Source organism: Pseudomonas sp. PF05 (genome assembly GCF_056521845.1).
Genome location: NZ_JBWLPW010000005.1, coordinates 79,923 through 94,081, shown reverse-complemented (window position 1 = coordinate 94,081; position 14,159 = coordinate 79,923). Strand labels below are relative to the sequence as shown.

At 51.8% G+C, this 14,159-nt stretch carries 13 protein-coding genes; 9 read left to right on the top strand and 4 right to left on the bottom strand.

Features of this window, described 5'->3' with window-relative positions; all coding sequences use genetic code 11:
• The first annotated feature begins 196 nt into the window (after positions 1-196).
• Positions 197-2,185: a M10 family metallopeptidase C-terminal domain-containing protein gene (locus AC09SL_RS10960; protein WP_058542483.1), complete on the top strand. Its 1,989-nt coding sequence runs from the start codon at positions 197-199 to the stop codon at positions 2,183-2,185.
• A 120-nt stretch (positions 2,186-2,305) separates the two neighbouring features.
• Here the strand turns inward: AC09SL_RS10960 and AC09SL_RS10955 are convergent, their stop codons facing one another.
• Entirely contained in the window at positions 2,306-2,899 is a 594-nt protein-coding gene (locus AC09SL_RS10955; protein ID WP_081264421.1) for a papain-like cysteine protease family protein, read from the bottom strand.
• A 662-nt stretch (positions 2,900-3,561) separates the two neighbouring features.
• Between AC09SL_RS10955 and AC09SL_RS10950 the strand changes: the two genes are divergently transcribed.
• Both AC09SL_RS10950 and AC09SL_RS10945 read left to right on the top strand, forming a co-directional pair.
• Positions 3,562-4,239 carry a hypothetical protein gene (locus AC09SL_RS10950; RefSeq protein WP_058542481.1) on the top strand — a complete coding sequence of 226 codons (678 nt, stop codon included), beginning with the start codon at positions 3,562-3,564 and terminating at the stop codon, positions 4,237-4,239.
• Positions 4,236-4,685, top strand: coding sequence for a hypothetical protein (locus AC09SL_RS10945; RefSeq protein ID WP_058542480.1), 450 nt, complete (start codon positions 4,236-4,238; stop codon positions 4,683-4,685). Before AC09SL_RS10950 ends, AC09SL_RS10945 begins: the two co-directional genes overlap by 4 nt.
• 380 nt (positions 4,686-5,065) lie before the next feature.
• Here the strand turns inward: AC09SL_RS10945 and AC09SL_RS10940 are convergent, their stop codons facing one another.
• The gene (locus AC09SL_RS10940) at positions 5,066-6,184 is read right to left on the bottom strand and encodes a DUF4365 domain-containing protein (protein WP_196764454.1); all 1,119 of its coding nucleotides are present in this window, start codon (positions 6,182-6,184) and stop codon (positions 5,066-5,068) included.
• A 376-nt stretch (positions 6,185-6,560) separates the two neighbouring features.
• Between AC09SL_RS10940 and AC09SL_RS10935 the strand changes: the two genes are divergently transcribed.
• From AC09SL_RS10935 to AC09SL_RS10910, 6 genes are all read left to right on the top strand, one after another.
• Positions 6,561-8,375, top strand: coding sequence for an ATP-dependent nuclease (locus tag AC09SL_RS10935; RefSeq protein ID WP_058542479.1), 1,815 nt, complete (start codon positions 6,561-6,563; stop codon positions 8,373-8,375).
• Positions 8,372-10,135 (top strand): UvrD-helicase domain-containing protein, encoded by a 1,764-nt coding sequence (locus AC09SL_RS10930; protein ID WP_058542478.1) that lies wholly within the window; start codon positions 8,372-8,374, stop codon positions 10,133-10,135. Before AC09SL_RS10935 ends, AC09SL_RS10930 begins: the two co-directional genes overlap by 4 nt.
• Positions 10,105-10,374, top strand: a complete 270-nt coding sequence (locus AC09SL_RS10925) for a hypothetical protein (protein WP_058542477.1) — start codon at positions 10,105-10,107, stop codon at positions 10,372-10,374. Before AC09SL_RS10930 ends, AC09SL_RS10925 begins: the two co-directional genes overlap by 31 nt.
• Positions 10,375-10,689: 315 nt before the next feature.
• Entirely contained in the window at positions 10,690-11,538 is an 849-nt protein-coding gene (locus tag AC09SL_RS10920; protein WP_058542476.1) for an exonuclease domain-containing protein, read from the top strand.
• A gap of 102 nt (positions 11,539-11,640) precedes the next feature.
• The gene (locus tag AC09SL_RS10915; protein ID WP_058542475.1) at positions 11,641-12,225 is read left to right on the top strand and encodes a hypothetical protein; all 585 of its coding nucleotides are present in this window, start codon (positions 11,641-11,643) and stop codon (positions 12,223-12,225) included.
• Between the two features lie 149 nt (positions 12,226-12,374).
• Entirely contained in the window at positions 12,375-12,995 is a 621-nt protein-coding gene (locus AC09SL_RS10910) for a tyrosine-type recombinase/integrase (RefSeq protein WP_058542474.1), read from the top strand.
• Between the two features lie 127 nt (positions 12,996-13,122).
• On the opposite strand, the gene AC09SL_RS10905 is transcribed toward AC09SL_RS10910, so the two are convergent.
• Both AC09SL_RS10905 and AC09SL_RS10900 read right to left on the bottom strand, forming a co-directional pair.
• Complete coding sequence (locus tag AC09SL_RS10905) at positions 13,123-13,533, bottom strand: hypothetical protein (protein ID WP_058542473.1); 411 nt, start codon at positions 13,531-13,533, stop codon at positions 13,123-13,125.
• Between the two features lie 173 nt (positions 13,534-13,706).
• Positions 13,707-14,147 (bottom strand): helix-turn-helix domain-containing protein, encoded by a 441-nt coding sequence (locus tag AC09SL_RS10900; RefSeq protein ID WP_058542487.1) that lies wholly within the window; start codon positions 14,145-14,147, stop codon positions 13,707-13,709.
• Positions 14,148-14,159: the final 12 nt, after the last annotated feature.

Here is a 14,159-nt window from a genome sequence, read left to right as displayed (position 1 = left end):
TCATTGCAAGGCAAAGCGAAACTAACATAATCATTTTGATAAATGACACTATTATTTTTTTGCGTTATATACTCATTTGCTATATTGGATCCAATTTGTAGGTATATAGATTGTCGCTTGGCCGTTGAATGCAAAATGGCAACCTGACTGAGCCGTGTCTATAGTTTTTGGCGCCAAATCTATCGGAGGCTTGGACATGAGCCAGAGCATTTCGCCCGTCGCTTCAACCGCGCAAAAAACAGGTATGGCCGCCACGACCTTATGGGGCTCGGACAAAATCGCAGGTATCGCGGTCGATCCAGACGGTGCTATCTGGCTTGGCGCTTATAGTCGCCTGGGGCTGGGAGGCGAAGAGGATTCAGGCTTCACCGCCAGCCTGGTCCGGTTCAATGACAACGGTAGCCTGGACCGCACCTTCAGTGGCGACGGCAAATCCCTGCTCCCTGTGGCGCTCGATATCGAGGACGGCGGCAATGCCGCCGTGCAGCCGGGAGGGGGCTACCTGGTGGCGCGCTACGTGAACGTAGACAACGCCTGGGTGTCGGGCATCAGTCGTACCTTGGCTGACGGTAGCCTTGATACGAGTTTCGGGAACGGCGGCACCGTGACAGTGCCTTTCTATTGGAATGACTCTTTAGGCCAGCAAGCGTCGTTCTCCGTGCAACGCGACGGCAGCTTCTTCGCAAGCGCTGGGTATCCCTCCGGGGAGATCTATATCGCCCGCTTCGACGCGACGGGGGCCTTGGTCTCGTCTTTTGGAGAGGCTGGGATCCTGTACCTACCAGCGACCATCGGCATTCACCCCAGTAGCACGTTCGACGTTTCGCTGCAGGGAGACGGGAAGGTATTGGTCACGGGGCAAGATACCCTGACCCGCCTCAACCCGGACGGTACGCTGGATAACAGCTTTGCGAACGGGGGCAACCTGGCCCTGGATGTTCACGCAGACGCCCTCGTCATCCAGGATGACGGCAAAATCCTGCTGGCAGGCGCCTCGGGCGGCGTGGCGAGCGTCATCCGACTCAATGCCGACGGCTCACTCGACACCGATTTCGGGGATCAGGGGCGGGTAAGTTGGGGCTCGGAAAGCGCTCCGTTCGCAGTCGCCGACATGATCGTGCGGGCCGACGGCAAGCTATTGATTGGTGGAAGCCAAGGTACGAGCGCGGACGGCTATCTGGCCGCCTTGGTTCAGTTGAACCCCGACGGTAGTCTGGACCACAGCTTTGGCAATCCCGACGACGGCTATTACCACCTTGACGGTGGCGACGATGCTGACTTCTTGCTCGGTACCGCCTCGTTCGATGATGCGATCTTTGGCGGGGCCGGTAACGATCTGCTCGACGGCCAGCAAGGTCGTGACCTGCTGACGGGCGGTGCCGGGGCCGATACGTTCCGTTACCAGTCAGTCACAGACAGTTTCCGAACCGCAACCGCGGCCCATAGCGACCGAATCACTGACTTCGACCCCAGCACCGATACGCTCGACCTTTCCTCCCTGGGCTTCCTCGGGCTGGGCAACGGACATGACGGAACGCTGGCGATACGCGTCAATGAAAGCGGGACGCGGACCTACCTCAAAAGCTTCGAGGCCAACGCGGATGGGGAACGTTTCGAAGTGGTCTTCGACGGTAACTTGGGCCAAACGCTGAATGAAACCAATATCCTGTTTCAGCAAGCCAGGTTGATGGGCACCGAAGGAGCCGATCATTTACAAGGCAACGCTCGCGGCGAAATCATCGAAGGGTTCGCGGGCGATGATCGCCTGTATGGAGCGCTAGGGGATGATGTATTGGTTGGCGCAGAGGGCCGGGATCTATTGGCGGGTGGCGGCAACAACGATGTGTTCCGCTTCGACGCACTGAGCGACAGCTACCGTACCGCCACCGAAAACCACACTGATCGCCTGATTGACTACACCGTGGGTGAAGACACGATCGACTTGTCCGCCTTGGGCTTTACCCGGCTGGGAAATGGTTACAACGGCACGTTGGACGTGATTTTCAATGAAGCCAAGAACCTGACTTACTTGAAGAGCTATGAAGCTGATGCGTCTGGGGCTCGATTCGAGTTGAGCTTGGTGGGGGACCACTCCGGTTACGGTAACTTGAACATCATCTTCGCCGAGCCTGCGGAAGAGGAGGCTATTCAATTGGTTGGAGTAGCTAACGACGTCTGGGTGTAAAACGCCGTCAGTGGTAGTCGCTGATGCTACCGCCTCACTGCAATGGGAAGTGTTCAACTATGCGGCCGACGCAGAACTTGGGGGCAACCCCGAATTCTGCTCGTGTCACATTTAGAAGTCTCAAGCGCTCTCAATATTGACAAGCCAGTGTCCAACTACTTTCGACACGTACTGCTGTCCGGTCATCAGATGGATGTCGCCGTCAAAAGGATCGATGTAGTAAACGCTGTTCAGTTCGTCTTGCTGTCCGGGTCTCGCAAGCACGTTGGCAACATAAGCGATTACCACGTGATCCATGGTCGGCGACAGGCGCAACTTCAGAATGACAGGACGCTTGGCTCGCAGCTCGGAAACAGTCAATTCAGGCGAAGGCGATCCCTTAGAAAATTTAGCTGATGATCGCCAAGGTACGCCTCCATGAGTGAATCCCCACGAATTGAGGAATGCTGACATCTCATCATCGGTTGCTGTTTCGATGGTCACATGCCCCTTCATGGCTGCGACGATTTCAGGCTGGCTCCACTCGATACCCCGATAGTCCAGTAGGGTCTGAATAACAGCTGCCCAGCACCAGACTGGCGTGAGTTGTTGTCTCGCGTGCTTTTTGAAGCCAGGCATGCCAACAGGCTCAGCATTAGCTATCGGAACAAATGCCGCTAGCATCGCGCCGACCCCTGCGATTATCACGTTCCTTCGTGTAAGTGAAGTACTCATATTCCCTATTCCTCAGACGTTGGCTGCGAGAAGTGTTGCGCGGGGGCGGATAACAGAGGGGCGCTGCTTCTATCGCAGCCCATCATTTCTCTGTATAGCAGTTCTGCGGCCGGTCGTTGGGGTTGATCTCAGGGATTAAAAATTGTCGAAATCTGCGCAGCCTTCCTCGGCCGCTGTCATTTTCGAAGCCAAACAAGCGTGAAGATGGTTTATCTAGCAGCGCTTTCCAGGAGCACTCGGTTTGGACCATTCAATGGACGTTGTCAGGCCATCGGTATTCCTCGTGAATTAAGCATGCCGCCATTGGAACCATTCGGTTGGAGCAGCCCAAGCCCTTAAGCTTTTGTCGACCGACTGGACAGGGGCGCTCACTGGCTGAATTTGGTCGATTGCGGTCGCTAACGAACGACAGCAATCGGCCAGAGCTGCCGGTCATTACACGGAATTGGCCAGGACGGACTTCCCACTGGCCACCTTCTGAATCGGGCCGCCTGCGATAGCACCTGAAATAAATCGAGAACGAAACCGGCAACCACCCTAAGGTCAAGGCTGGAGTTCTAGTACGATTCTCAATTATTATCAGGGGCCATCATCGTGCTGTAACGCTAGATGGAACAACCATTCCAGAGCACGCTTTAAGCACATTTGAACAGGCGGAATGAATGACAAATATATTTACATGGATTGGTCTAGGCCTATTAATAACATTCGCATTCTGGAAATTTTTACAAGCAATGCGCAACAGGGAAATTCTAGATGCCTTATTAAATTCGTTAAAAGAAAAAGGAATTCGAAACAAGGCTATAAAGTACATTGAAGCTATAGATATGGTCATGGACTTTTCATTCCCCGAGGCAAATAAGGCGTACAAAAAATACTCAATATTTCTCAGTCTCAGCCTTTACAGATCGTTAATTCCTTTTTTAGCTGAAATGCTGCACTCCGACCCAGGAAACAGACGAGCCAGCACAATTGTAGGGATTATGATAGGCGAAAAAATTCGCCAAGCTTTCGTAGCGCAGATTTGGTTAACTATATCAATTACAATTAGCTTGGCTTTTGATTTTTTTCTAGGGACCAGATCAGGAGTTTGGACGATTGCAATCAGTGGCTTATCACTGCTTGCAATTCAAATAGACCATAAGCTACTTGAGTATAGAATCAGGCAAGGAATTTACGGGTCAAATGCTTTTGAGACCTTGGAGATAGTAAACTTTATCATCAAGCACTCTAACAAGGATGACTTTAATGATGAAGGAGGCCTAAAAAGAGTGATACCGTCTCCAGAAGCGATCAGAGAAGAGGTAGAGCATTCAGCTAAAGGAGGGGCTTACGTATGACGCAAGATCAAATTTCAGGAATGTTCAGAAAAGCAATTAATGTGCTCTTTGTGTCCAACCCTAGAGGCACTAGCATTGGAATTTTAATAGGTGTTTTGTTAGACGGGCTACTCGGACTTATCTCCCCTATGACAAAGCTCTGGGGTTGGGCGAATATCTCAGCGATAAAAATCTGGCACCTGATGGCGGGGGGAGTAGTAATTATGAATCTCCCTACTTATTTAACAAGAAAGAAAATTGATCCATCCATACTGAATGCTATCGATTATATCGAAGAACAAAAAAAGAATAGAACGATTACTGGGTGGCAAGCTAGCCAAATGTATCGAAACCTACATCAAAAAGTATTGGAGAGTGTCACGCTGGACGACAGGACTCAAGCCACGGCAAATAGCTTGCAAGCCGTAAGCACTGAGCCTATTGATAGCGAAAAGCACGATAAATAACCTAGGGAAGGATTGCTGTGATGTCCTCGGATAATGGACGAGTGAGGCATGCGTATTTGCTTATCATTCCTTATCTCAGTCATGGGCAGCACTAACCCCAATATCGCTCTGCTCACGCTGCGGCTTTGGACAACAGCTGCTGCCCCGTCAGTGGCAGCTTTGGGTCGATTGCTGTCTGTGGCGAAGGGCTGCAATCGACCCAGACTGTGTGAAAACGCAGACATCGCTTTGAAGTCTACGTCGCTATGTAAAATCTGCCAGCGCTAGCTTAGTCAGCAGACCTAAAATTTTCATAGGCGCGCGATTTCCGTTCCGGTTCTGACCGTCAAACCTGCTCTAACACGTTTTCACACAGCGCGAGGCCCAAAGCCGAGGCTTATTTAGCTCCCAAAAGCCTCCTGAAACCTTCGAATTCGTGGGAAGCGCCGAAAATATGACGCCGGCACCATCTCAAAGAAAGCTTCTTGAGCAACGTGTAGACTGCCTTCATCTTGCATTTGTCCATCAGCGACGAGGCGGGTTTCCTCTTGATGGATCAGACGAACTAGGGCACGGCCTCTCGAGCTGAGCGGAGCAACAAAGTGCGGGTGCATATCACGATCTACCCAGTCGATGAGACAGTCCGATAGGTCGATGTGAGCTAACCCTTGTGCGACAAGGAATTTTACGAACCCAAATGCAAATTGGTGCTCCTGATGCCCCATGCCCATTCCATGTGGGGAGTTTGCTGCCTCAAGATTGTATTCCACTGAGTTGACAACCATATCCATGCCGTAGTAAATGCTGCGACATATATTGGTTAGCCCATGAACAAATAAGTCAAAATAGCTTAAAGGGAATGTCCCCTCATTGGATTTAGTAGCTATTAAGCATCGAAGAATTTCCGATATTTCCGAGATGAAGGGTTGGTCTAGAACGCCGGCATTTTCAAATATTGCAATAGCATCTGTTTCTTCTAGATGATTTGACGACAGCACTTCTATAAAAGCACTTTCTTCACGTGTACTTCTAAGTGCTTGCCGTGCATCAGCCCAATAGCTTTTATTGGTATCCGGATCGTGCAGAACAAGCAAGACAGGAAGTGAAAATGACTCCCAATAGTTTCTATGCTTGCGTTCAGGGTAAAATTTCCATCCCTGCAAAGTCGGATTTTTGAAATAAGACGGACCAGATTTTACTTGCACCGCCACTATCCGGCCTGTAGCAAATCCTTCAGCGTTTACAAATTCGATATTTCCATCAATTCCCACGTCCCCTGTACCCGTTTCGCGCCAAATCTGATTTCTTCGAGCTGCATAAAGCTGGACAGCGGCAATACCTAAACGCTCTTGTGTGTACGTTGTGCCTGCTTTCGGCAAATCCATTGCAAGTCCCATATCTAATACTCGCCCGAATGGAGGCGATACGGTGCTGAAAATAGCAAAAAAATGTTGCGGCGTCGCCGTCCGCTTTTGGCCGATTCTGTTGAAAAAGTCGGTTATCCAAAACTGCTTGGCCATTGCCTAGTGAGAACGCCATTTTTGCACGCTGCTGCGTGAAATCTGCGTCTGGAAACCTCTGCCAAAAGTAAAGATTTCAATCTCGGACGCGTACTTTTCTGCCGTGGAAACCATGATCGACTTTTTCAACAGAATCGGCCGAAAGCGATCATTCGAGATCGGCAGCTCTCGACCTGTGGCGGCCGCTCGGATATTTAAGCTAGTCAAGTATTCATGATGTCATCAAGGGTACTCGCTATCCCTTTGGAACATGCTCAGGAGTGTCAGGGCGAATTGGTCCATACCTCATGATGGCCATTTTTCCACAGTTGTGGCTAGGCAACGTCGGCTGAATGAGCCAAGCTGAAGCGACCATCCAGCACAGGGATTTGCGGAAATGCGCGTTATCAATCTGAAGATTGAGAATTTTCGTGGTGTGAAGTCGGCTGACCTCACGTTTGACAGGCACACCCTGTTGGTAGGGGGCAACAACGTCGGGAAGAGTACCATTTGCGAAGCCTTGGATCTGGTTCTAAGCCCCGACAGGCTTTCCCGCTTTCCCCCGGTTCAAGAATTCGACTTTTACAACGCCTCGTACCTGGATGCTGACGGGGCCACTCCTGTAAAGATCAAGATCGAAGTCATGCTGGTAGACCTCAGTGGCGAGGTTGAGCGCACCTGCGCCGCTCACACGGAGCTGTGGCATGTCAAAGAGCAACGCCTGCTGGAGGCTGGTGAGGTAGATGCCGCCGCTCCTCCCGATGTTATTCGATGCCTGCGCATTGAAACCCAAGCCTTCTACAACCCGGAGGAGGATGAGTTCGAGGCGGACACGTTCTTTTCATACAGCCCCAGCCTCGATGATGGCGAGCTTCAGCGCGTAAAGAAAACAGTGAAGCGGCTGTTTGGATTCCTATATCTCAGGACCTTGCGCACAGGCTCACGCGCTCTCAGTCTTGAGCGTGGTTCTCTGCTCGACCTGATCCTCCGGTTGCAAGGCGTACGCACGGGCTTATGGGAAAAGTCCATCAAGCGGCTTCGAGAGCTGGATCCTCCGATTGATTCGGATGCCGCTGACCTTCGACCCGTACTGGACTCGATTGAAGAGAGGCTTGCCCAGTACATTTCCGTGGGTGGAGCTGGTAAGACAACTCAGTTATTCGTTTCGCAGCTGACGAGAGAACACCTACGCAAGACAATGTCGTTCTTTATTTCCATCACAGCGGATCAAAAGCCAGTCCCATTCCAGCATGTTGGGACCGGTACACTGAACACGCTTGTGCTGGCACTGTTGTCTTTCATCGCTGAGGTGAAGAAGGATAACGTGATTTTCGCAATGGAAGAGCCTGAGATAGCCCTGCCTCCGCATACGCAGCGCAGAATTGCGAAGTACCTCTTAGAGGAGACGACTCAGTGTTTTGTCACCTCGCACTCGCCGTATGTGATCGAACGATTCGACCCCTCACAAATTATCATACTACGGCGTAATGGCGAGGCAGCAGTGGAGTCGACGACCGTAGCATCCGGCACGACGCTAAAAGGCAAGATGTACAAACGCCATGCGCGCCGTGGCTTGGCGGAAGCGATGCTGGGGCCTGGGGTGATTATTGCGGAGGGAATCACTGAGCACAGTGCACTGACCGCAGTCGCTGAGAAGATGGAGCTGGCCAACCCGGATCTGTTCGCCTTGGATCTAGCAGGCATCACCATTTTCCCGGTCGAGGGCGACGGTTCGTTGCCTAATTTCGGTGCTTTCTTCAAGGCACTTGGGCTACGTACGTATGCGTTCTATGACTACAAGCCACGCAAGCCCGAGGAAAATCAGAAGTTTGTTGACGCCTTCGATTTTCCGAACGAGATTCCATACCCAAACATCGAACAACTCCTGGTAACTCAGACACCGGTCGAGCACCAATGGACATTCCTGTCCGCACTCCGTGATTCTGGTGATCAGGGGAATATTGGCATTCCTGCCGAGCGCCCTGACGACAAGGGAATTAAAGACAATATGCTCAAGGCGCTTAAGAGCAATAAGGGGAATGGATATGCAGCCCGGTTGCTGGATCTTTGCGCGCTGCATGAGCTACCGCCGGGCATCACCGACTTCCTGACGCGTGTTTATAACGACTTTCCAAAACCTGCTCCTGCCGCTCGGCCTGGTGATGGACCGGCTGATGAAGAGGATGAAGAAGATCTAGTAGGTGCCCCGTGATCATCTGTGAGCGGCGTCAGACGATTCTGGATGAAAATGGCCACCTCCTGATTGTCGGAGGGCCTGGCAGCGGGAAAACCACTATCGCCCTCCAGAAAGCCACGAAGATTATTGCTGCTGGGTTGCAGCCGGGGCAATCAATACTCTTCCTCAGTTTTTCTCGCGCAGCTGTGGCTCGGGTTGCAGAGGCGTCCAGCTTGCTGGTCGATAAGACGGTACGTTCGCAGCTAAGTCTTCAGACCTTTCATTCCTTTTGCTGGTCATTGCTCAAAAGCCATGGCTACCTGCTTGGCTCACCCAAGGGCAAGCTCAAGATACTACTGCCTCAAGATGAAAAGGCCTTGTCCGGTGGTGTGAAAGCCCCGAAGAAAGGAGAGCAGGGGACGGCCGAGTGGCTCACGTGGCAAACCGAGCGGGAGCGGTTGTTCGCGGAAGATGGACGAATCTGTTTTGACTGGTTTGCCCCGAAAACAAGTGAACTGCTCGAAAGGTGTCAGTTGCTCCGTGAGCTGGTAGCAGACACTCACCCTGTGATCATTGTTGATGAAGCTCAAGACACTGGGAATGCGGCTTGGGGCTGCATTCAGAAGCTAGCCGACCTTTGCCAAATCATTTGCCTGGCTGATCTTGATCAGCAGATTTTTGACCATTTGGAAGGTGTAGGTCCGGAGCGAATCGAGAGTATCAAAGAGGCTTTAGCTCCCGTTTTTGTAGATCTTGGCTCCGAAAACAACCGTAGCCCTGGCACAGACATCGCTGCGTTCGGCAATGACATCTTGGCGAAAACGCCGAGAAACGTCCCATACGCCGGTGTTGGTCGCATGCTATACGACCCAAAAAAGGAGCCACTGCAGTGGATACGTGTGGCGCTCGGTCGATTTTTCAATGGCGCTAAAGCTGATGGTCTGAAATTGGAAAACTTGGTCATCCTCTCAACAACCGGCAGTGGGGTCGCCAAAATTTCAGCTGCCTTGAACGGGGGCGCCAAGCCTATTCCCCACAAAGTGTTGTTCGACGAAGCCGCAGTTCTGCTTTCGGCCAGATTGGCAGCATTCCTTCTGGAGCCCAAGCTTCCTGAGCGACGTGCAACTGATATCGCAACATGCCTCGAATTGCTTGCCTCAATCAGGCGTTCGGATGGAAGTGCTACGGCGCTCAAGCAGGCAGCAACCTACTTGATGTGGAGTGCAAATATTGCCGCAGGTAAGCCCCCAAAGACGAATCTCGCGAAGAGCGCTGAAGCAATCATCAGCGGTGCTGCTGACCTTGTACTAACCGGTGACCCTAGCAGGGATTGGATACTGATCAAAACACTGCTCTACCGGACCGGCGTTGCTGAGTTCATACAGGTCGCGGGAGCCCTCGACTATTTGATCGCTTTCAATCGTGGCAAGCGAATCAGTGCGAATTTGTCTGAGATGTGGATGACGTCTGGTGCCTACACCAAAGCCCGTCAGGGGCTGGATAACGCACTGGTGCAGGACCAGTTGCTTGCTGACGGAAACGACACCGGAGGCATACATGTCATGACGATCCACAAATCGAAGGGCAAGCAGTTTGATGCGGTGATCTTGGTTCGAGAAAGCATCAGGCAAGGCGCCAGGGAGTTTCGCTCCTCCTTGGTCTGGCGAGGTGATGCACCACCATACGACCGCAGCCGGAAAATCCTTCGCGTTGGGGTTACCCGTGCACGACGTTACGTTCTGATGTTGGAACCGGCATTTCCAGCATGTCCTATTATGTCCAGCTTCAGATTGTGAAGAAGGTACGGACACCCTCCAGCCCTGTCGCCACTGAAGCTCACCCGGTTGCGCAGGATCATGACATCGGCATGCTGGACGCATGCTTAAGCGTCTGCTTTTGGCCGATTCTGTTGAAAAAGTCGATCATGGTTTCCACGGCAGAAAAGTACGCGTCCGAGATTGAAATCTTTACTTTTGGCAGAGGTTTCCAGACGCAGATTTCACGCAGCAGCGTGCAAAAATGGCGTTCTCACTAGGCAATGGCCAAGCAGTTTTGGATAACCGACTTTTTCAACAGAATCGGCCGAAAGCCGTCGGTCGCCAACGGCAGCAATCGGCCAAAAGTGGACGGTGGACACGGTGATGGCATATGGGTAGGGTCACTGATGCTGCTTCCGACTCTAGAAGGTAGCAGGGCTTGCCGTCATCTATGTCGCGTTTCCCCCTGAGCAATGTCGCGTATGCCGCGACCACCTCTGAGCTAGACAAGGACTTACAGGACGACAAGGAACGTTATTCGACACGCCATCGCGACAAGAAACGCGATATGGCATGTCGCCTAAGGAGGCACCATGGATTTCGTAGTCATTGACGTTGAAACCGCCAATCCCGACCTCGCTAGCATCTGCCAAGTTGGCATCGCCGTTTTCTCAAACGGACAATTCTCAGAGTCATGGAGCACGCTCGTTAATCCAAATGACTACTTTGATTCTCACAACGTTTCAGTTCATGGCATAAATGAGGAAATGGTTACATCGGCACCGCATTGGATAGAAGTACATGATCGCCTGAAAGCTAATTTCTCTAATCAAATATTAGCTAGCCATACGCCATTCGACAGAACTGCAATTCGTAGGGCCTGTGAAAAGTCTTCAACAACCTCACTAGATTGCCAGTGGCTTGATACGGCGCGAGTTGTTAGGCGCACTTGGCCTATTTTTTCGCAGTCTGGTTATGGGCTTGCAAATGTTGCCGCTCACTTCGGCATAAGCTTCAAGCATCACGACGCAGAAGAGGATGCGCGTGCTGCGGGTGAAATATTGCTTAGAGCAATTCAGGAAACTGGTTCAAGTGCTGCCGATTGGTGCTCTTTGGCATTGCGACCAACTGCTTCATTATCATCCTCCGAGGTTCGCACCACCAATCCAGACGGCCCATTATTCGGTAATGTGGTTGTGTTCACCGGAGCACTTTCAATACCGCGCCAAGAAGCTGCAAATGTTGCAGCGTTAGCAGGCTGCGATGTCGCAACTGGCGTCACGAAACATACCACTCTGCTTGTTGTCGGCGACCAAGACATTCGCATGCTGGCTGGCGCAGAAAAGAGCGCTAAGCATAGAAAGGCCGAAGAGCTTATGGCTAAAGGCCAGAAAATTCGCATACTCGGAGAAAGCGACTTTGGCCTCTTCATTGGTGCGTAGTCGTCATTAGCCATATGGCGCATAACAAGTTACTCAAGGATCGACGTTTTGGAATGCGCCAATACGTGCCCTTAATTCCAAAGATAGGATCAAGAGGATTGCATGGACAAACTTATATCATTGGTCTCAAGCCTAGAAGCAGCAATTCGCTACCTTCTGAGTGGCGCTGTGATTGCGACCTTCTTGGTGATGAGCCGGAATGACCCTTGGACCATCGTTCAATGGGCTCTGTCCAATCAAGTTCCCACTGCATTGTGTGTGGCTCTTATCGGATTTACAGCTTTCTCAATCTACCGACTCTTTCTGTGGGTTGTTTTCGATTTTATAGCTTGGAAAATGAAGGCGTCGGCGCCGGCATTGTTTTTTGTGGAAGGTGTTACCTATGCCAAGCCATACGCTAAGTTTCTTCGCTGGAGGCATTCAGAAGACCTGCCTCAGTCGCTTAGCGGATATCTAACCTACCGCTGGTCTGTCGCACATTTCGCCTTTGTTTCCGGCACGGCGGGTCTCGGCGCAGCATTCATTGGCCAAAGCAACTCCGTTATTGTCGACCATCGATGCATGGTAGTGCTCGTTTCACTTTGCATCGCTGCGTTCGGCTTCTTGCAGATTGCTTTTCTTTACCAAACGGAAAGGGAGTTGTGTCGTGATCACAAACCAGTTGCGGTGGAGCAAGAGCCTAACTAGCGGTTCAAGCCATTCGCTCCGCTCACTCAGGACGGACTAAAGCCTGCCCCTTAACTTGAACGTTATGAATGCCTGCAAAGGGTCGAATAATGACCACAACGCAACGTGACTGAACCACCCTTGTCCTCCCTCAACCTGGAGGACAAGCCATGAACTCAATTGATAAACATCGCCCTCAGCCTTGGAACAAAGGAAAGCTCGTCGGGCAAAAGGCGCCGCTCCGAGTCAGAGACATCTGGGCCATCCGCGTAAGGCTTCAGCTTGCTGAGAAGACACGGGATCTGGCGCTCTTCAACTTGGCTATCGACAGCAAACTGCGTGCCTGTGACTTAACCCAGCTGCGAGTTCGAGACATAGCCCATGGGGAACATGTATCGTCTCGGGCCATCGTGATGCAGCAGAAAACCCACCACCCAGTGCAATTTGAAATCACTGAGCAAACCCGAACGGTTTTGGAGGTCTGGATGCATCAAGCTCACCTCCGCAGCGAGGATTTTTTGTTCCCGAGCCGTTTGCACGACTCAGACCATCTCTCCACCAGACAGTACGCTCGAATAGTCAAAGCGTGGGTGACCGCCATTGGACTTGACCCAACCATGTACGGTACTCACACGCTACGGCGAACAAAGGCATCGTTGATCTATCGCAGGACAAAGAATCTGAGAGCGGTTCAACTCTTGCTGGGGCATACGAAGCTTGAAAGCACCGTCAGGTACTTGGGCATCGAGGTCGATGATGCCTTGGAAATGGCAGAGCAGACAGAAGTCTGACTATCCACTGCGACGGTCAATACCAGACCGTCGCTATCCGACCCAAAGGGGATACGAGTTGCCGGAAGAAATCGGCGCAAAAGCAGCTTCCGATAAACAATCGAATCTCAGCTTCTGTGATTCACACCTACAAGCCGCATAGGAGTTCGCGCCTCACCTGAAGAGCAATTGCTGCGAAGCCCTTTCCAGTGCCGCGCTTGCGGGGCGCGTAGTCCTGATTAGCAGAAACATCCTCCCATTGACTCACCGATTCCACGTACCTATGAGTGTTATCGGTATCAATTTCAAACTCTATGAACCGCTCTGCGTGAGTGAGTAAAAGACCATAAAGGCTGGGCATACCGGGAAAGTCGACTTCAAGATCTAGTACGACGGTTTCTGACCATCTAATGCCTTTCGACTCCCCATAGTTTTTTAAGGCGAGGGGAATCCCGCTGGCCAACCAAGCTTTGGCGGTTACCATGAGTCTGTGGGCCACAAGAGCATTTTGCTCTTGCACGTTCAGTTGCCGCTTTTTTAACAGACGGTCAATGTCCACTTCAATCTCCTCAAAAATCGTCGTTTCCAGAATGACGATGACCTATCAAACGCGCAACGACTCAGGCGATTCCCATCTCCACGCTGCTACCCGGTCCCCGTGGGGCGTCCCGACGTCCCGATGTCTTTACCGACAGCTGACTATCGGAGCGTGCTGTTATCGATCCAAAGCATTCACACTCCACGTCTGCGCAGGTGCCCCCTTCCGGTTTTTCTCTTGATATTCCCCTTCCCGACAGCGTTCAACAATTTCTGGAACGTTGAGCATTCAATGTGACGAGCAGCAGGGCAGCACGCTACTCGACGAAGCTCGTCGCGTATGACGCTGAGTCGCTCGATAGTGCGGTCCAGTTCGTCTGCCTTTTCGTTAAGCCGCTGACGATCAATGTCAGGCTGCCCCTCTGCGTCCAGCATGGCGAGGAGATCGTCTAGTGAAAGCTCTGCCGATTGCCCGAGCGCGATTAAGGACAAACGCTGGAGTACATCGGCACGAAACACGCGAATCAGGCCACGACGACCGATTGAACTGATAAGACCTTTCTCTTCGTAGTAGCGCAGCGTTGAAGCCGGTAGACCGGAACGTCGTGCCACCTCACCAATATCCAGCTCTTTCATGCTTGACCTCAA